The organism is Streptococcus sanguinis, assembly GCF_003943735.1.
GTDB classification, from domain to species: domain Bacteria; phylum Bacillota; class Bacilli; order Lactobacillales; family Streptococcaceae; genus Streptococcus; species Streptococcus sanguinis_E.
The window spans coordinates 242,768-262,385 of record NZ_RJMV01000002.1 but is presented as its reverse complement, the minus strand read 5'-3'; the positions used below and the strand labels follow the sequence as shown (position 1 = coordinate 262,385).

General features: G+C 44.3%; 18 protein-coding genes. 1 reads left to right on the top strand and 17 read right to left on the bottom strand.

Annotation, left to right across the window (positions count from 1 at the left end; all coding sequences use genetic code 11):
- Nucleotides 1-26 precede the first annotated feature (26 nt).
- From D8877_RS03780 to D8877_RS03750, 7 genes are all read right to left on the bottom strand, one after another.
- Nucleotides 27-1,109, bottom strand: coding sequence for an ABC transporter substrate-binding protein (locus tag D8877_RS03780; protein WP_125340328.1), 1,083 nt, complete (start codon nucleotides 1,107-1,109; stop codon nucleotides 27-29).
- A 56-nt stretch (nucleotides 1,110-1,165) separates the two neighbouring features.
- A complete protein-coding gene (locus D8877_RS03775) occupies nucleotides 1,166-2,149 on the bottom strand; it encodes an ABC transporter permease (protein ID WP_111675257.1) in 984 nt (327 codons plus the stop codon).
- Between the two features lie 24 nt (nucleotides 2,150-2,173).
- Nucleotides 2,174-3,670, bottom strand: coding sequence for a sugar ABC transporter ATP-binding protein (locus D8877_RS03770; RefSeq protein ID WP_125340327.1), 1,497 nt, complete (start codon nucleotides 3,668-3,670; stop codon nucleotides 2,174-2,176).
- A gap of 1 nt (nucleotide 3,671) precedes the next feature.
- Nucleotides 3,672-4,034, bottom strand: coding sequence for a PTS lactose/cellobiose transporter subunit IIA (locus D8877_RS03765; RefSeq protein ID WP_111675256.1), 363 nt, complete (start codon nucleotides 4,032-4,034; stop codon nucleotides 3,672-3,674).
- 4 nt (nucleotides 4,035-4,038) lie between these two features.
- Nucleotides 4,039-4,335, bottom strand: coding sequence for a PTS sugar transporter subunit IIB (locus tag D8877_RS03760; RefSeq protein ID WP_002916544.1), 297 nt, complete (start codon nucleotides 4,333-4,335; stop codon nucleotides 4,039-4,041).
- A gap of 65 nt (nucleotides 4,336-4,400) precedes the next feature.
- A complete protein-coding gene (locus tag D8877_RS03755; RefSeq protein WP_125340326.1) occupies nucleotides 4,401-6,167 on the bottom strand; it encodes an L-fucose isomerase in 1,767 nt (588 codons plus the stop codon).
- A 21-nt stretch (nucleotides 6,168-6,188) separates the two neighbouring features.
- Nucleotides 6,189-6,908, bottom strand: coding sequence for a class II aldolase/adducin family protein (locus D8877_RS03750; RefSeq protein WP_032906171.1), 720 nt, complete (start codon nucleotides 6,906-6,908; stop codon nucleotides 6,189-6,191).
- A gap of 212 nt (nucleotides 6,909-7,120) precedes the next feature.
- Here D8877_RS03750 and D8877_RS03745 point away from each other — a divergent pair, with 212 nt between their 5' ends.
- Nucleotides 7,121-7,873 carry a DeoR/GlpR family DNA-binding transcription regulator gene (locus D8877_RS03745; RefSeq protein ID WP_125340325.1) on the top strand — a complete coding sequence of 251 codons (753 nt, stop codon included), beginning with the start codon at nucleotides 7,121-7,123 and terminating at the stop codon, nucleotides 7,871-7,873.
- A gap of 132 nt (nucleotides 7,874-8,005) precedes the next feature.
- On the opposite strand, the gene D8877_RS03740 is transcribed toward D8877_RS03745, so the two are convergent.
- The 10 genes from D8877_RS03740 to fusA all read right to left on the bottom strand — a co-directional run bounded on the left by D8877_RS03740 (nucleotide 8,006) and on the right by fusA (nucleotide 19,437).
- A complete protein-coding gene (locus D8877_RS03740) occupies nucleotides 8,006-8,770 on the bottom strand; it encodes an amino acid ABC transporter ATP-binding protein (protein WP_125340324.1) in 765 nt (254 codons plus the stop codon).
- Nucleotides 8,771-8,782: 12 nt separating this feature from the next.
- Nucleotides 8,783-9,469, bottom strand: coding sequence for an amino acid ABC transporter permease (locus D8877_RS03735; protein ID WP_125340323.1), 687 nt, complete (start codon nucleotides 9,467-9,469; stop codon nucleotides 8,783-8,785).
- Between the two features lie 3 nt (nucleotides 9,470-9,472).
- Complete coding sequence (locus D8877_RS03730) at nucleotides 9,473-10,165, bottom strand: amino acid ABC transporter permease (protein ID WP_002916549.1); 693 nt, start codon at nucleotides 10,163-10,165, stop codon at nucleotides 9,473-9,475.
- A 193-nt stretch (nucleotides 10,166-10,358) separates the two neighbouring features.
- The gene (locus tag D8877_RS03725; RefSeq protein WP_125340322.1) at nucleotides 10,359-11,243 is read right to left on the bottom strand and encodes a transporter substrate-binding domain-containing protein; all 885 of its coding nucleotides are present in this window, start codon (nucleotides 11,241-11,243) and stop codon (nucleotides 10,359-10,361) included.
- Between the two features lie 15 nt (nucleotides 11,244-11,258).
- On the bottom strand, nucleotides 11,259-12,260 hold the full coding sequence (locus D8877_RS03720; RefSeq protein ID WP_125340321.1) for a uroporphyrinogen decarboxylase family protein: 1,002 nt from the start codon (nucleotides 12,258-12,260) through the stop codon (nucleotides 11,259-11,261).
- A gap of 86 nt (nucleotides 12,261-12,346) precedes the next feature.
- The gene (locus tag D8877_RS03715) at nucleotides 12,347-12,547 is read right to left on the bottom strand and encodes a hypothetical protein (protein ID WP_125340320.1); all 201 of its coding nucleotides are present in this window, start codon (nucleotides 12,545-12,547) and stop codon (nucleotides 12,347-12,349) included.
- Nucleotides 12,548-12,603: 56 nt separating this feature from the next.
- Entirely contained in the window at nucleotides 12,604-13,650 is a 1,047-nt protein-coding gene (locus D8877_RS03710; RefSeq protein WP_125340319.1) for a uroporphyrinogen decarboxylase family protein, read from the bottom strand.
- Between the two features lie 210 nt (nucleotides 13,651-13,860).
- Entirely contained in the window at nucleotides 13,861-15,672 is a 1,812-nt protein-coding gene (gene glmS, locus D8877_RS03705; RefSeq protein ID WP_125340318.1) for a glutamine--fructose-6-phosphate transaminase (isomerizing), read from the bottom strand.
- A 353-nt stretch (nucleotides 15,673-16,025) separates the two neighbouring features.
- The gene (gene gap, locus D8877_RS03700) at nucleotides 16,026-17,033 is read right to left on the bottom strand and encodes a type I glyceraldehyde-3-phosphate dehydrogenase (RefSeq protein WP_002908655.1); all 1,008 of its coding nucleotides are present in this window, start codon (nucleotides 17,031-17,033) and stop codon (nucleotides 16,026-16,028) included.
- 322 nt (nucleotides 17,034-17,355) lie between these two features.
- A complete protein-coding gene (gene fusA, locus D8877_RS03695) occupies nucleotides 17,356-19,437 on the bottom strand; it encodes an elongation factor G (protein WP_002908654.1) in 2,082 nt (693 codons plus the stop codon).
- Between the last annotated feature and the right edge of the window lie 181 nt (nucleotides 19,438-19,618).

The window sequence follows — 19,618 nt, the reverse complement described above, 5'->3', positions numbered from 1 at the left end:
ACACCAATCTTTACAAATAATTTTGATTATTGGTAAAGCAATGGTTTGATTTCATCAGAGTCGATGTTCTTGGCATCATACCATTTTGATCCTGTGTCTACATCTTTGACTTCTTTCCCTTGAGCCGCTTCAATAGCTAATTTTACAGATTGATAGCCGATTTGAATCGGGTCTTGCGTAACAGAGCCTACAAAGAGACCGTTGCGAATTGCATCTTGCTGCAAGGCACCTGAGTCAAAACCGACAGCCAAAATCTTGTCTGCACCGAGCTTAGATTCCTTGAAACTGCCATTGGCATTGATAATAGCTTTGGCTGCAAATTCATTTGAACCGTAAATAGCGACGGTATCTGATTTTTCAAGCACAGTGGATGCTTCTGTCTTACCTGCTGCATCGTCTACTTGTGCTGGTACACGAACTTCAATGATAGCTTTGGCATCTGATTCAGAGACATTGTTTTTGAATTTATCATGACCAACAACCGCCGTTTTGATGCCTTTCTTTTCTAGCAACTCAACCATCTTATCAATGAAACCGGAAGTCCGTTGTGTGATAGAAAGTGAGTTTGCTTCTTGGGAAACTACTCCGATACGAATCGGTTTGTCGCCCAATTTCTTTTCTAACAATGGGAACAAGTGTTCTGCTGCATTGGCACCGGCTGCATGGTTGTCTGTAGAGGCGGTTGCTTTGATTGCTCCGTCTGGTGCACCTGGAACCCCTGAGTCAAAACCAATCAGCGGAATATTCTTCGCTTGAGCTTGTTTAATAGCGTCTAGCTCTGATTCGGTGTCAAGCGCTGCTAGGGCAATCGCATCTGGATTTTTGTTAATGGCATTATTTAACTGTTCCAATTGTTCTGCGATAGCGGTTTCATTTTGAGGGCCGACAAAAGTAATCTTAGCGCCAAATTCATCTGCCGCTTGTTCAGCACCCTTATTAACGGCTTTCCAGAAGTCATGTTGGAAACCTTTGGCAATTACTTCTACCCGATAGTCTCCACCCTTGCTGTCTGTAGCTTTATTGTTGTCTTTCTTAGAAGAACAAGCAACTAGTCCAATCGCAGCAGCAGCAAGAAGTGCCGCAGTAGCAAATTTAAATGATTTTCTCATGATAAAAGCTCCTATTATGTTTTATACACTCATTTATATGATAGCGAGGGCTGTACTTATTTCTTCTTATTCTTGCGAATGAAAATATCAAAGTAAACAGCGATGATAACAACAAAACCAGTAATAAAGAGTTGATAGTGGGGCTGTAGGTCGATATAAGGCAAACCAATTTTCAGGACTGACATGATGAAGACCCCGATAATGGTACCAATAACAGATCCGACACCACCAGCTAGAGAAGTTCCCCCTACTACGACACCGGCAATTGCATCAAGCTCCATACCGTTACCAGTACCTGGCAGAATCGTAGAATAGGTGGCTGCATAAGCAACGGCAGCAAGCCCTGCTGACAGACCACCTATGACATAGGCCATGCCTTCCCATTTGACGACATTGACCCCAGACAGACGAGTGGCTTCTTTATTGGATCCAATCGCGAAGATATAGCGGCCAATTTTTGTCTTGTTCAATACTACTGCAGCAAGGACAGCCACAATCACCAGCACGATCAAGCCTGTCGGGAAATTATCCTGAGTTCGGAATAAATCTTTGTACCAACCTTCACCTGTTCCACGAAGAGGGAAGGTCACACTTTGCACATTTGAGACAATAGAGCTTAAACCGCGGGAAATCATCATCGTACCCAGTGTCGCGATAAAAGGCGGCAAACCGAATTTTGCGACCATGATTCCATTCAGCAGGCCGAATAATCCTCCAATGACTAGAATGGCCAGCAAAGACAGCCAGAGCGGCCAGCCCATCTTGGTATGAAGGACGCCCCCGATAATAGCCGAGCACATCATCACCGTACCAATAGAGAGATCAATACCACCTGTAATGATGACAAATGTGACCCCAATGGCAAGGAAACCAATGTAATATGACGCATCTAAGATACTGACTACCGTATCAAACGAACGAAATGATTCGCTGGAGATGGCAAAGAAGGCAAAGATTACCACCAAGGCAATCAAGGCAATCAGCTTTTGTAAACCAACTGTTTTTTCTAATTTCATCCATAAGGATTGTTTCTCTTCCATACGTAAACACCTCTGTTTTCACTTTTAACGGTCAGTCGCTAGCGCCAAGATTCTCTCTTGTGTTGCTTGGCTAATATCCAGCTCACCCGTTTTTCTACCTTCACACATGACTACGATTCGATCGCTCATCCGTAAGATTTCCGTCAGTTCTGACGAAATCATGATAATGGATTTGCCTTGCGCAACCAGATCATTCATCAGTGTGTATATTTCACTTTTGGCACCGACATCAATTCCTCGTGTCGGCTCATCAAAGATTAAAATATCACTATTTTGTTCCAGCCATTTGGCAATGACTACTTTCTGCTGGTTCCCTCCCGAAAGATTGCGGACCAGCTGTTTGGATGACGGTGTCTTGGTATGTAAAGATTGAACAAACTGATCACTTGCCTTGACAATAGCACCATCATCAATCAAGCCAGCCTTGATATACTTATCAAGATTGGTTATAACCGTATTGTTGGCAATGGTCATGTCCACGATACAGCCAAAGCGCTTGCGGTCTTCAGATAAGTAACCAATCCCTTCCCGAATGGCATCTTGGGGATAATTGATGCTTACTTCTTTCCCATTTATAACAATGGAACCGCTTTCTTTTTTGTCTGCACCAAACAGCAAACGGGCAACTTCTGTCCGACCGGCTCCCATCAATCCTGAGAAACCTAGAATTTCGCCCTTATGGAGTTTGAAACTCACATCTTTAACGGCCGTTCCTGCACAGAGGTTTTTCACCTCTAGCACCACAGGAGCATCTTCTGCTACTGTTGACGCAGCCTTAGGATCTTCATAAATCGTCCGTCCAACCATCATCGAGATGATTTCATCTTTGGTGGTATCTTTGGTATTGACCGTGCCTACATACTCACCGTCCCGCATAACAGTCACGCGGTCTGTGATTCGGGCAATCTCATCCATCCGGTGAGAAATGTAGATAATACCGACACCTTTTGCACGCAGGTCGTCAATGATGACAAAGAGCTCATTGATTTCCGATTCAGTCAGAGCTGCAGTCGGTTCGTCAAAGACAATCACCTTGGCATCCATTGAGAGGGCCTTGGCAATTTCGACCATTTGTTGTTTCCCAACTGTCAGATTTCCTACTTTTTCAGTTGGGTTGATGTCTAGTTTTAAGAGACTAAAGAGTTCTTTTGCTTTCTTAATACTGGATGCATCGTTAATGAAGAAGCTGCCTTGAACTTCTTCCCGTCCAATAAAGATATTTTGAGCCACTGTTAGATGGTTCATCATATTCAATTCTTGATGAACGATAACAATCCCAGCATCCATTGCTTCCTTGGGCTTGGAATAGACCACCTCTTCTTGATTGTAATGAATGGTACCCTCATTTGCTCCATAGATACCAGTCAAGACCTTCATCAAAGTGGATTTACCAGCCCCATTTTCACCCATTAGAGCATGCACTTCACCAGCCCGCAAGTCAAAATTGACTCCTTTTAAGGCTCGGACTGGACCGAAACTTTTAACAATGCCCTTCATTTCTAATATGACAGGATGATCCATGCTACTCACCTACCTGTTCCAGTTTTGCAATTCTTGCTTTTAAATCTTCAATTTCTTCTATTTGATTGAGAAATACGGCAGCCAATTCGAGTAATAAATGGCTATTCATAAAATGGTCCTGAGCATGGACCGCCAGCAGACTTGGAGGATTGGCTTGACCACTCAGTTCAGACTGGATAAGGCTGGTCTGTAAGTTGTGAGCCTCCACGCTGAGTTTTCTCGCTTGTTCCAACTCAGCATTTGCTTCCTCCTTCTGACCTGACTGAGCCAACTCCAAACTCTGCATGACTTGCGCAGTCACTTTACTACTCTTGACAATCAGTCGCATCAGCTCTTGGCTTGAGCTTTTGTCTTGTCCTGCCATAGGCCTAGTCCATCAATACTTCAGCCTGACGAAGCACTTCTTCGCCTCTCATCAACTCGAAATCTTCATCACTAATGACTGCGACTGGCACCTGCAGGCTTGCTTTAGCCTTTTCTTCTAAATAGGCTAATTGCGGGCTGAGCAATAAGACATCAATATTCTTCAAGTTATTCATGCCGGTAATCCCAATGGAATAAAAGGAATAATCTAATTGGTCACGATGAATAACTTCATTGATTCTCTCTACCAACATGCTGGTTGTTAAGCCACCTACACAGGCTAGAATAATTGTCTTGGTCATCTAAGCTACTCTCTTTCTATTGGGTAGGCTGCGTGCCCAGAAAGAGGCACGCCCACCCAAAATCTTTATTTATGAATTGGCCCTAATAATTGGCAAGCACGGTAGTCGGCTGATTCCAAATCTTCTGTGCCAAACAGTGACCAGTTCTTGGGACGGAAGATGTCTTCCTCTGGCACATTGTGCATATTGACTGGGATACGCAGCATGGAAGCCAACGTAATCAAATCCGCTCCGATATGGCCATAGGTGATAGCACCGTGGTTTGCTCCCCAGTTGTTCATAACATCATAGACAGACTTGAAGGCGCCTTTTCCTGTCAAACGCGGTGCAAACCAAGTGGTTGGCCAGCCCGGATCTGTTCGATTATCCAAGGTATGATGCACTTCCTCTGGCAATTCCAAAGTATAACCTTCAGCGATTTGTAAGACCGGACCTACACCTTTAAGGATGTTCAAACGTACCATGGTCACAGGCATATCGCCCTTGGTCAAGAAGCGAGTAGAGAAACCGCCCCCACGGAAGTATTCGCGATTGGCTGGTGGGAAGTCTGTATTTTCAAGCATCGCATCTACTTCGCTCTGTTCCAATTCCCAGAATGGCTTGATGACTGGCTTGCCATCTCGACTGGCTTGCCCCGTTCCATCCAGAGTACAAGAACCAGAGTTAATCAAGTGCAAGAAGCCATCAGCTGCCTGGCCTTCTAACTTGTGTCCTGTCACACGTTCTACCGCTTCTGGACTCCAATAAGTCCGGACATCTGCGAAGATTTGCGGTGTATTTGTCAAGAGATAGTTAAAGAGCATGGACACACCGTTGAGCGAGTCATTTTCTGTTGCAAAGACATAAGGCTTACGGATACCATTCCAATCAAACTGAGTATTGAGGAAGGTTTCCATGAAGTCCCCGTTCGGGAAGTGGTCAGTCCATTGACGCTGACCTTGGAAGCCAGCAACTAAGGCATGATGTCCAACAGCTTCTTCCTCAAAGCCAAGCTCAGCCAAGCGAGGATTGCCTTGCATAAGGTCTCGGCCAATCATGAACATCTTGACTACAAATTCCCATTGTTTTGCTTTTTCTTCTGGAGAAAGAACCAAGTCTTCGCGGTTGCGATCCACACCCTCTTTGATGTGCTCTTTGACCCAGACCATGGCCCGTTCAAATTCTTCGTGGTCATAAATGCCTCGGTCAATCCGACGAGTAAACTCCGTCATATCAACTGATTCATTGCGCATGCCCAGGTATTCTTGGAAGAAGTCTGGGTTGACAATGGAGCCACCAATTCCCATGGAGACGCTGCCCATGGACAAGTAAGCTGTGTCACGCATCAGTCCTGTTGCCAAAGCGGCCCGACTATAACGGAGAATTTTTTCTTTTACATCTTCTGGAATTTCAGTGTCGCTAGCTTCCTGGACATCCCTGCCATAAATACCAAAAGCTGGAATTCCTTTTTGCGCATGTGAAGCCAGTACTGCAGCGAGATAAACAGCTCCTGGCCGTTCAGTGCCATTGAAGCCCCAGATAGCATGCGGAATATCTGGCGACATATCCATGGTTTCACTACCATAGCACCAGCAGGGTGTCACTGTGATAGTCGCGCAGACATTTGATTTTTTGAATAATTCATGTGATGCGGCTGCCTCAGGCACACGTCCGATGGTAGATGGCGAAATAACACATTCAACAGGCTGACCGTCGGGATATTTCAGAGTTGAGCTAATCAAGTCAGCCACACTTTTAGCCATATTCATGGTTTGTACTTCTAGTGATTCCCGAACACCTTGGCGACGTCCGTCAATGGTTGGACGAATTCCAATACGTGGATGTTGAGTCATAATCATTTCCTCCAATGTTTCTTATTCTTTGATGCTTCCGTCACCATTATATTTACGATAACCAGGGTGACGGCCTGTGACTTTATAATTGGCCCGCATTGCAAACAAGCGTTCCAAGGTTGGACGAGAAATCTCTTCCTCCTCAACTCCCTTAGTGGAAAGCAACATGCGTCCATGGAAGGTAGTCTTAGCAACCAGCTCCAAGGTTTCCATCCGATAGTAAGCTGTAATCACATCGCTTCCTACTGTCAAGGCACCATGATTTTCAAGTAACATGACATCATGTTCTGGCAAGTACGGAGTGATAGCATCTGGCACTTCCATAGTAGATGGCACACCAAAGGGAGTGATAGGAATTGCTCCTACTACAATGGCACTTTCGATCAAGGAATAGGTATCAAGCGGAATATGAGCCAGCGCAAAGCCAGTCGCAATTGGCGGATGCGCGTGGACAACAGCATTCACATCCTCCCGTTCTTCATAGCAGCGAATGTGCATCTTGATTTCACTGGATGGACGATAGCCGTCCTGAGCCTCGATAATCTCCCCTTTTAGATTGAGCTTGACGAGTTTTTCAGGCGTGATAAAGCTCTTACTGATACCTGTTGGTGTTGCAATAATGGTATCTTGGTCTAGACGGACTGAGACATTGCCGTCATTAGCGGCTACCCAGCCTAATTGCCACATCTTGTGGCATACATCACATATTTGTTCGCGGATTATTTCTTCTTGATGATCCATAATCTCACTCCTTTCTGGATTCATCATAATCTTTTTTGTAAGCGCATTCAATACCTATACCTCTAATTGATAAATAGCCAACTTTTATATAACAATATATCCAAAACTGTTCATAATCGTTCAATCTAATGGTTACTATATTGATTTTTTTTCGTTTAATGTGTTATAATGTGACCATAAATGTTCAGCTTTGTTCATCGGTGGAGGTCACTATGGTTTCTTTGGAACGAATGAGTCGAATTATAGACATTCTCAGCAAGCGAAAGATTATTGCAACCGCCCAACTTGAAGAACTTTTGTACTGTTCTACATCAACGCTTCGACGGGACTTGATTGAGCTAGAAAAAGAGGGGAAAATCATCCGCTCTCATGGTGAAGTCATGCTGATTACGGCCAACAACGTAGAATATGTGTATTCTGCTCGCGCCCGTGAAGAAGAAAAAAGCAAGCAGCAAATTGCTGAAATTGCTTCAACTTTTATCACTCATAACCAATCTATCTTCATTGATAGCTCTACGACTGCAGCTATGCTCATTCCGCATTTGGCACCTTTCCAGAACCTACGTGTCATAACCAATGGTATTGAAGCAGCCCGCCAGCTAAATAACTTTGAAAATGTCACCCTCTTTTTATCAGGCGGACACATTGGCTGCGGAACCAATTCTGCGCTGGGCGATTTTGCTGCCAACTTCATCAATAATTTCCATGCAGACTTGCTCTTCTTTAGCTGCCGCGGATTGGATCGCTACGCTGCCTACGAAGCCAATCACAATCAGGCACATATCAAGCGCGAAATGATCGCTAATAGTGACAAGGCAATTCTATTGGCCGACCACTCTAAGTTTAACACTAGTCATTATTTCAAACTTTCCAACTATTCTAGCCTGGATTGCATTATCACCGACCAGGCACCAGTTGAATCCTTCCAAAACGCTGTCGGCAGCCAGTGCGAAATCCTCTGGTAAGCAACTTTCTTTAAACACAAACTAGACCAAGATAAGCCTATCTCGGTCTAGTTTTTTGTCTATCTTTTTCATTATTGAGCCAAAGGATAACAGCGTTCTATCAAAAATAAAAATCTGGACATAATCCAGATTTTAAATCATATATTCTACACTATAGCTGGCGTCCGACAAAATGCGGGACAAAAACTGTTTGGTCCGCTCTTCCTTCGGGCTAGAGAAGAATTCCTGAGGAGGATTTTCTTCGACAATGTGACCTCCGTCCATAAAGATGACATGGTTGGCCACATCACGGGCAAAGCTCATCTCGTGGGTCACAACGACCATGGTCACTCCCTCCTGAGCTAGCTGCTTCATGACACTAAGAACTTCGCCGACCAGTTCCGGATCTAGAGCCGAAGTTGGTTCATCCAGCAGAATGACATCTGGCTTAACAGCAATGGCACGGGCAATTCCAATCCGCTGCTGCTGACCGCCTGATAGCTGCGAAGGATAATAGTCCTTGTAGGCCAAAAGGCCCACGCGCTTCAAGGACTCTTCCGCAATCTCAATCGCTTCTTCCCTCGGTATCTTACGAGCGATTACTAAGCCCTCTAAGATATTTTCAAGGGCTGTTTTATTGGCAAAGAGATTATAATGCTGGAAGACAAAGGCCGTCTTTCTACGAATTTCCAAAATCTCTTTTTTGCTGAGTTTAGCCAAATCATAGTCCTTGCCAGACAAAGTCAGCTGGCCGCTATCCGCTTTTTCTAAGTGATTCAGACAGCGCAGAAATGTTGTTTTCCCAGAGCCCGAGGGTCCCAGAATAACCACAACGTCACCTTGATTGACCTTTAGACTGACATCTGCCAGCACCTGGTGCTCTCCAAATCGTTTGGAGATATGTTTTACTTCTAACATAATCTTTCCTTCCTAAGCAAGAGCGTAGCGCTTTTCCAAGCCCCTAAAAATCCACTGAATCAAGCCGCAAATAATGAGATAAATAACAAAAATCACCAGATAAGACTCTGAATACTGGTAAGAATGGGAGGCCTCTATTTTAGCCAAGGCAGTGATATCCTTGACTGTCATGACAAATACCAGCGAGGTTCCCTTGACTAGATTGATAACCAGATTGGCCAGATTGGGCAGGGCAGAGCGCAGAGCCTGAGGAAAAACAATTCTCCGATAGGCTTGAAAATTCCTTAAACCAATCGCTTGAGCCGCCTCCAACTGCCCTTTATCCACTGTCAAAATGGCAGAGCGCAGTATTTCCGACAAACTACCTGTCGTCATCAGGCTATAGATGATGAAAGCATAGTAAAGCGGATTGAACTTAAAGACGTCTACCTGACTACCCAGACTTTTGAAAATTTGATTCAGTAAGCTAGGAAAAAGACTGTAGCAAAAGAGAATGAGCAAAATAGGAGGCGTTGCCCGAATGAAGGCCAGATAAACCACCGAAAAAGTCCGAACACCCCGAACTTTATAAATCTGTCCCAGAGCTAGAAGCAGAGCCGGAATAAAGCTGAGCAGAATAGCCACCGCCATAATGATTAAGGTTACAGGTATGCCTTTCAACGTTACCAGAAAGGTATTTACAATATAATTCAAATCCATGCTTTACCTCTCCTTGACTGTCAGACTTTTTTCCAGAAGCTGGGAAGCCAGTGAAACCACTAGGGCAATCCCCCAGTAAATCAAGGCCACCGCTGTATAGGTTTCGAGGGAATAATTGCCCAGATTACGGCTGATGAGATTTTGCCCTGCTCCCATGACATCAACTGCCCCAATCGTATAAGCCAGCGCAGCATCCCGCATGAGATTAAGAAGGGCAGTCGTGAGATTGGGCAGGGCGATGCGAAAAGCCTGTGGCAGGACGATGCGCAGAAAAGTCTGCACCGGTGTCAAGCCAATACTGAGACCTGCCTCAGTCTGTCCCTTGGGAACAGCAAGATAAGCTGCCTTGAAGACTTCCGCAATCATAGCCGCAAAGAGAAGAATCATGGTGATGATGACAAACACAGTCCGCGACCAATTATTGATATCCAGCCCCAGCCACCATTCTAAAAACTCTGGAATACCATAAAAAACCAAGAAAAGTAAGACAATAGGCGGTGTACATCTAAGAATAAATATATATCCTCTAGCCAAGCCAGCAAAAGACTGCTCCTCAGCAATCTGAGCCCAAGCCAACAGACCACCCAGCAAGGAGCCAATCAATGCTGTCACAAACATAATCCATAAAGTGGTCGGCAGAGCCTGCAGCAGACTAGGCAGCAGGCCAAAGACACGGGATAAGTCATACGAGACCATAATTTCTTCTCCTTCGACAGTGATTAGATAGAATAAGCTTCTCTTGGACGGGCACTTTCAGATTGGAGCAGCCTTGCTCTCTCTTTGAAAATTCCTTCAAGCAGCATCAAGGTCAGCTTAGAAGCCACCAGCTCTGTATTCAGATAGCTTATCAGTCAGCCTTTGATTTCCCATAATCAGCAGACAGCAGCCACTAATTCTTGTCCACATAAGAGAAGACATCTTCTCCGAAATACTTCTCCGATAGTTTAGCCAAGGTTCCGTCTTTTTCCAGTTCCTTAATTGCCTTCTCATATGCCTTAGCAAATTCTTCATTTTTTTCGTTTTTATGAAGCAGGGGATAGGTCGGAATCCCCTTGTAAGGGAACCAAGTCAGTTGATCCGCATACTGATGGTAAGAACCTTCCTTGTCTTTCACAGCTTTTTCAAAAGACAGCTTGATGTCAAAGAAAGCATCGTAGCGCCCTTCCAGAACCCAAGCATAAGCATCAGCTACCTTGAAGGACTCTGCTGCAGTCAAATCAATAGGAGCACCGCTATGCTTCTGATTATACTCTTCGATAACGGCCCATTGAGCATTCTGCGGAGAAATCGGTACCAGCTTACCCTTTTCCTTGGCAAAATCATCAATGGTCTTGTATTTTTCTGCATCTTCCTTGCGGATAGTGAAACCGATAATGCTAGCCCCGATTGGGCTTTTTGGAATGATGAACTTCTTCGCCCGCTCTTCGGTGTACCATGCTCCCTTGGTTCCAATATCATATTTCCCAGATTCCAGACCGACTAAGAGATCCTCATCACTAGTACCGGTATATTCAAACTGATAGTCAGGCAGCTTCTCATCAATAGCCTTGAGAACAGCAACTTCATAGCCATCTGATTCTCCCTTTTCATCCACAAAATCATAAGGAACATAGTTCTGTGTATGTGCCACTTTCAAAGTCGTGACCTTGCCACTGCCAGATGCAGAGCTGCTCGTCTTGCTAGATGAAGCACCTGTCAAGGTCCGCCCCAAATAAGTCGCTGCTACAATAGCAATCACTGCCGCTCCACCAATAATCCATTTTTTCTTGCTCATTCTTTCGTCTCCTTCTTATGTTAAGCTTGCTGCTTGGCGAACCCACTGAATCCGCTCTGCCTTAATATCGCTTGGAATAGTACAGTCAGCCCCGATAATCAAAGCTTCCTTGCCAGCCTCTGCTATCAGCCGCTTGGTCTCGTCTTGAATAGCCACTTGGCTGCCCGTGTAGAGCAGGCCATTCTTGCCGTTTTCAAAACCACCGAGAACAGTGCGACCGCCAAACAATTTCCGGCCCTCCGCTAGGCTGATGCCTTCTGGCCCCACTGCCCAGTTGATGACCTGAGCTGGATAGTCAGTAAAAAGATGAACATCGTTTCGCGCGCCTTCGTAACCGCAAATGTGCAAGATATTCACTCCACCAGCCGCGTTGGCTGCTTCCAGCACTGCCAATTCACTAGGAGCAATAAAAGTCTTATAGTCTTCAGCCGACACCCGCGCATCCTGAATGCTCTGAACGCTGAGGTAGATTCCATCCGCACCAGCTTCCTTGATAATTCGCTCTGTCAAAGCAGCAATATCTTGAGCAATCACATCCAGCACCCGCTTCGTGAGTACTGCATCCTCTGCCAAGAAATCTGCAATGATATCATCTCCTCCGGCAACCTTGCCGACCAACCATTTGAAGTAGGTCACTGGCGCAAAAATATTGTAAATAGCGATCAAGTCCTCTGTAAAGCCAACCCTAATCTTCTGCACCAGCTCCACCTGCTCACTAATCCAAGGGTGGTCAGCACCTAGTGGCTCAATATATGCCAACTCTTTGATAGATTGGACTTTTTTCAAGCGTTCATTAGGATAAGCAAAATAACCATCACTCATCAGCTTGATGAAGTCTGGCTCTACTTCTGCCAGAAAAGCTTGATGGCCTGCCAGATTTTTCTCAATAATGGCTTGATTTCCAAAACCAGCCAGCCACTCATCCTCGCTGGTAAAATGATGCCAGAAACCAACTGGCACTCGGTCAACGGGCTCTCCTCTGAATGCCTTCAGTACTAATTCTCTTTTTGAAGTCATCTTCTCTCCTTTTTTATTATCCCTATCTAGCCAATGGGTTAGTTTTTAGCTTGCTAATGAGCCAAGTCAACCTTTTAGTAAAAATTCTAATCCGACAAGAGCAGGGCAGCGATATCATTGGGCTGCATCAAGCCAGTTGACTGCTCAGGCAGTCTCTTGAGCACCTGCAAATCATCTTCTTTTTTGTCTGAAGACTGATGAGCATAAATCTGACTGATGCTCAGAAAGGTGCCTATTATCAAGAATATCAGAGCAAGAGCAGCAAGCCTTTTTTGATACCGATTCATCTATCTTCCTCCTTGAAAGAGTTGAAAATTACTCTTTGATTGCTTTGGCAAATCTATCAGAACTGACTAGCTGCCTGACGAATCCAGTCCAGTCTTTCTACTTCGAAATCATCTGGTACTGTGCAGTCAGCCCCAAGAATCACTCCCTGTCTGCCAGCTGCAGCCAGCAGTCGCTTGGTCTCATCCTCTAACTCTGCACGACTGCCTGTATTTAGAAGAGCTGCTCTGCCATTTTCAAAGCCGCCCAGGACAGTCTGACCGCCAAAGAGCTTGCGCCCTTCCGCTAAGCTGACACCCTCATGATGGGTTGCCCAGTTAAAGACTTGAGCCGGATAGTCCTTGAACAGTTCCAAATCATTGCTGGCTCCTTCAAAGCCGCAAATGTGGAGAATATTCTGACCGCCAGCCGCATTGGCCGCTTCCAGAACCTTGACCGTACTAGGCTCAATATAACGACGATAACTGGCCGCATCTACCCGGCCGTCTTGGACTTGCTGGGTACTGAGATAAATCCCCTCAATGCCCGCTTCCTCAATGATCCGCCTAGTCAAAATAGCAATATCACCGGCAATGACATCTAAAACATGTCCTATCAGCTCAGGATCCTCTGCCAGAAAATCTGCTATTTCTCTATCTCCTCGTGACCCTTCCCGACGGAACCAGCGCTTGAGATAGGAGACCGGCGCAAAAATATTGTAGAAGGAAGCGAGGTCCTCCGGATAGCTTGCCTTTACAGCTTTCACCATATCAATCTGCTGCTCAATCCAAGGATGATGCTCACCGATAGACTGGATAGCTGCCAAGTCCTGAATGGACTCAATATGATCCGAATAAAGCGTGCTGGGATACTTAAAGAAGCCATCGCTCATAATCTTGACAAAGTCTGGCCGTGCAGCTCGAACATAAGCAGCATGCCCCTCAACACTTTTATTGAAAATTACTGGATTGTCCAGGCCCAGCATCTTTTCCTCTTGGCTTACAAAGTGAAACCAAAATCCAACAGGCACTCGGTCAACTTCTTCACCCCGAAAAGCTCTCAGCACTAATTCTTTCTTGCTGACCATTACTTCCTCCTTCTTTGAATTTGTAATATATCTTACCATCCTCTTTTTCTCCTGGGAAATATATTTTCCCTATCAGCCTGATTAAAAATATTTATCAAAGCAAAATAAAAAAGCTAGACTAAGCTAGCTTTTTCAAGGCTTTTCAGACTCTACTGAATAACCTTATTTTTCGTACCCTTTTTAGATAAGTACCATATATATTTTCTATGGATGAGATAGGTAATTTTTATAGGCAATGGCCCTCTGTGCTTATTCTACAGTGACAGACTTAGCCAGATTACGCGGTTTGTCAACATCCAGACCACGGTGCAAGGTTGCAAAGTAAGCAATGAGCTGTGTCGGTACCACCATAGAGATTGGTGACAGGTATGGGTGAACCTGATTGAGCACGATATCGTCGCCTTCTTTGGCTACATTCTCCTCAGCAATGGTCAACACCTTGGCACCCCGAGCTACGACTTCTGAAATATTGCCCCGAGTATGGCTAGCCAAGACTTCATCTGAAAGCAAAGCCAAAACTGGTGTTCCGTCTTCAATCAGAGAGATCGTACCGTGTTTGAGCTCACCAGCAGCAAATCCTTCACACTGGATATAAGAAATTTCTTTGAGTTTTAAGCTAGCTTCCATCGCCACATAGTAGTCTTGACCACGGCCGATATAGAAAGCATTGCGAGTTGTTTCCAGAAGACCACGGACCTTATTATCAATCAACTCCTTCTCTGACAAAGTGGACTCAATAGACTGCGCAACTAAGGACAGCTCGTGAACCAAGTCAAAGGCTGCCGCTTTCTCGGAATTATTGGCATCGCCAACAGCTTTAGCCAAGAAAGCCAAGGTTGCAATTTGAGCTGTATAGGCCTTAGTAGAAGCAACCGCAATCTCAGGACCTGCATGCAGTAGCATGGTATGATTGGCTTCCCGAGAAAGCGTAGAACCCGGAACATTGGTCACGGTCAAACTTGGAATACCCATCTGATTCGCCTTGACTAAGACCTGACGGCTGTCAGCTGTCTCACCAGATTGGCTGATAAAGATGAAGAGAGGCTTCTTGCTGAGGAGAGGCATAGCATAGCCCCACTCAGAAGCAATGCCCAGCTCAACAGGTGTATCTGTCAGCTCTTCCAGCATACGCTTAGAAGCATAGCCAGCATGGTAAGAAGTTCCAGCTGCAAGGATATAGAGACGGTCAGCTTCCTGAACAGCTTTGACAATATCTGCATCTACTGATACTTGCCCCTTATCATCTGTATAAGCGCTGATTAGCTTACGCATCACAGTTGGCTGCTCATCGATTTCCTTGAGCATATAGTATGGATAAGTTCCCTTACCAATATCGGACAAGTCAAGCTCAGCTGTATAGCTTTCACGCTCCAGAGTATGCCCGTCATAATCCTGCACTTCCACACTGTCTTTACGGACAATAACCAGCTCTTGATCATGAATTTCCATAAACTGACTTGTCTCGCGAATCATGGCCATAGCATCTGAGCAGACCATATTGTAGCCCTCACCCAGTCCGACTAAAAGCGGAGATTTATTTTTAGCAACATAGATAACATCTGCATCTTCTGAATCCACCAAAGCAAAGGCATAAGAACCACGTATAATGTGGAGAGCTTTTTTAAAGGCTTCTAAAAGAGACAAGCCTTCTTCTTCAGCAAATTTGCCAATCAGATGCACTGCAATCTCTGTATCTGTCTGCCCCTTGAAGTCATGACCAGCTAGATAAGTATTCTTAATATCAAGGTAGTTCTCAATCACACCGTTGTGAACCAAGACAAAACGGCCAGTCTGTGAAGTATGAGGATGGGCATTATTTTCACTTGGTTTCCCATGAGTAGCCCAACGAGTATGTCCGATACCAGTAGTCCCAGTAAAATCGATGCCAAGTTTAGCATGTAGGTCAGCGATACGACCGACAGACTTGACCAGACTAGAAGTTTTCCCTGTTGTTACAAAAATTCCAGCTGAGTCATAACCACGGTATTCCAGCTTTTCCAAGCCCTGCATCAAAATATCTGTTGCGTTGCGATTTCCGACAACTCCGACAATTCCACACATAACGTTACTTCTGATTTCCTATATTTTAGAAACCAGCCCTTCTTATTAAAAATTGGTATAGTCTTCTTGGAGTCTAAAAACTCCAACAAAGCTAGTATACACACAGTTTTTCACTTTGTCAAGCGTGAAATTGGTATAGTTTTCTTTAAGAAAAGTATGCTTAGCTTCTCTTACCGCAAAATAGCTCCTTGAAGCATTTAGAAAAATGGACAGATATGGTAAAAATGACTTTCTATATGACTGAAAATTTGGAAAATAGAAGTACAACATACCACAGCCCTGTCTTTGATGATTCTCACAAAGCAAGGTACAGAAAAAGAGGCTCATTTGAGCCTCTTTCTTTCACTATTGAATTATTTAGCGATTTTCGCGAAGTATTCAAGAGTACGTACAAGTTGTGCAGTGTATGACATTTCGTTGTCGTACCATGATACAACTTTAACCAATTGTTTGCCGTCAACATCAAGAACTTTAGTTTGAGTTGCGTCGAACAATGAACCGTAAGCCATACCTACGATATCTGAAGATACGATTGGATCTTCTGTGTAACCGTATGATTCGTTAGCTGCTGCTTTCATAGCTGCGTTTACTTCATCAACTGTTACGTTCTTTTCAAGAACAGCAACCAATTCAGTAACTGATCCAGTTGGAGTTGGAACACGTTGTGCAGATCCGTCCAATTTACCGTTCAATTCTGGGATAACCAAGCCGATAGCTTTAGCAGCACCAGTTGAGTTAGGAACGATGTTTGCAGCACCAGCGCGAGCACGACGAAGGTCACCACCACGGTGTGGTCCGTCAAGGATCATTTGGTCACCAGTGTAAGCGTGGATAGTAGTCATCAATCCTTCAACAACACCGAAGTTGTCTTGAAGTGCTTTAGCCATTGGAGCCAAGCAGTTTGTAGTACATGAAGCACCTGAGATAACTGTTTCAGTACCATCAAGAACGTCGTGGTTAGTGTTGTATACAACTGTTTTAACGTCATTTCCACCAGGAGCAGTAATAACAACTTTCTTAGCACCACCTTTAAGGTGTTTTTCAGCAGCATCTTTCTTAGCAAAGAAACCAGTTGCTTCAAGAACGATTTCTACACCGTCAGTAGCCCAGTCAATTTGTTCTGGGTCACGTTCAGCAGAAACTTTAACGAATTTACCGTTAACTTCGAATCCACCTTCTTTAACTTCAACAGTACCATCGAAACGACCTTGAGTTGTATCGTATTTCAACAGATGTGCAAGCATTACTGGATCTGTAAGGTCGTTGATGCGAGTAACTTCAACACCTTCTACGTTTTGGATACGACGGAAAGCAAGACGACCGATACGACCGAAACCGTTAATACCAACTTTAACTACCATTCGTGATTTCCTCCTTATGAAAATCAAAAAATTTTTATGTGAAAAGAGTAACTTGAGTTGCTACAAATCACCTTTCAACATTTCTATTATATACTTAATTGAGGTAAAATGCAACTGATTTCATTGTTATTAACAAGTATTATGAATTCTTTCACTAACTTTCATTTCGACTTTCATTGATTTGAAAAAGCAAAGCAGTATCTTTTGAAAATGTAGAAATACAACTTACAAGATCAATCATTTCTCCTTTTTATTGAGGGGTCGTTCTCCAAAAATAGAAAAAAACACCCGCAAACGCGAGTGCCAAGGTTTAGCTTAAAGCTTAAGCTTCACCCTTGTTTTTCTTAATGATTTCTTCTTGTACTGACTTAGGTACATCTTCGTAGTGGTCAAATACCATCATGAATGTACCGCGTCCTTGTGATGCTGAACGAAGAACTGTTGCATAACCGAACATTTCAGCAAGTGGCACATAAGCACGAACGATTTGGCTGTTACCATGCGCTTCCATACCATCAACACGTCCACGACGAGCTGTTACGTGACCCATAACGTCACCGAGGTTTTCTTCAGGAACAGTGATTGTTACCAACATCATTGGCTCAAGGATAGCAGGTTGTGCAGTCTTAGCAGCTTCTTTCAAAGCAAGTGATGCAGCAACCTTGAAGGCTGTTTCAGATGAGTCGACATCGTGGTATGAACCATCGTAAAGTTTAGCTTTCACGTCAACGATTGGGTAACCAGCAAGGACACCGTTCGCCATTGACTCAACCAAACCTTTTTCTACCGCTGGGATGAATTCACGTGGAACCACACCACCGACGATAGCATTTTCAAACTCGAATCCTTTACCTTCTTCGTTTGGTGTAAACTCGATCCATACATCACCGAATTGACCTTTACCACCAGATTGGCGTTTGAAGAATCCACGAGCTTGAGTAGAAGCACGGAAAGTTTCACGGTAAGATACTTGAGGAGCACCTACGTTAGCTTCAACCTTGAACTCACGACGCATGCGGTCAACAAGGACATCCAAGTGAAGCTCACCCATACCAGAGATAACTGTTTCACCAGTTTCAACGTTTGTTTCAACGCGGAAAGTTGGATCTTCTTCAGCCAGTTTTTGCAGAGCAATACCCATCTTGTCTTGGTCAGCCTTAGACTTAGGCTCAACCATCAGCTGGATAACAGGCTCTGGAACGTGGATCGACTCAAGAATCACTTTTGCTTTTTCATCTGTCAATGAGTCACCAGTAGTCGTATCCTTCAAACCAATAGCAGCTGCAATATCCCCAGCATAAACGGTTTCAATTTCTTGACGACTATTGGCATGTAATTGCACAAGACGTCCGATGCGCTCACGTTTACCTTTCGAAGTGTTCATTACATAAGAACCGGATTGAAGAACACCTGAGTAAACACGGAAGAAGGTCAAACGACCTACGAATGGATCTGTTGCAATCTTGAAGGCAAGAGCTGCAAATGGCTCTTCATCAGATGCAGGACGAGTTTCTTCTTCTTCAGTGTCTGGGTTGATACCTTTGATTGCTGGGATGTCAAGTGGGCTTGGAAGGTAGTCAATAACCGCATCAAGCATCAACTGAACACCCTTGTTCTTGAAGGCAGAACCACATAATACTGGGAAGAATTCAACGTTGATGGTCGCTTTACGTATAGCAGCTTTCAATTCTTCGTTAGTGATTTCTTCACCTTCAAGGTATTTCATCATCAAATCTTCATCAGTTTCAGCAACTGCTTCCACCAATTTTTCACGGTATTCTTGAGCTTGCTCAAGGTATTCAGCTGGGATATCTTCTTCCAAAATATCTGTACCAAGGTCGTTAGTATAGATTTCAGCCTTCATCTTGATCAAGTCGATAATTCCGCGGAAGTCATCTTCTGAACCAATTGGCAATTGGATTGGATGAGCGTTTGCTTGAAGACGATCATGCAAAGTGCTTACTGAGTAGAGGAAGTCAGCACCAATTTTGTCCATCTTGTTAGCAAATACGATACGAGGAACTCCGTATTCAGTTGCTTGGCGCCAAACTGTTTCAGTTTGAGGCTCAACACCTGATTGTGAGTCAAGAACGGTTACCGCACCGTCCAAGACACGAAGAGAACGTTGTACTTCGATTGTGAAGTCCACGTGTCCCGGTGTGTCGATGATATTTACACGGTGGTTGTTCCATTGAGCAGTTGTCGCAGCAGATGTGATAGTGATACCACGCTCTTGCTCTTGCTCCATCCAGTCCATTTGTGACGCACCTTCGTGAGTTTCACCGATTTTGTGGATTTTACCAGTGTAGTAAAGAATACGCTCAGTTGTTGTTGTTTTACCAGCATCGACGTGGGCCATGATACCGATATTACGAGTTTTTTCAAGTGAAAATTCGCGAGCCATTTGGTTATTTCTCCTATTAATTTATTTTACAATTTATTATAACATTATTTAGCAAAAACGGATAGGCAGGACCTACCCGTTCTCAATGTTTATCTTGTTTTTGTTGGTCTCAACTTGTAGATAAGTTGAATTGAACTCGGGCTAAAAGCTCGGAAAATAGATAAGCTTTCCTAGAATCTTT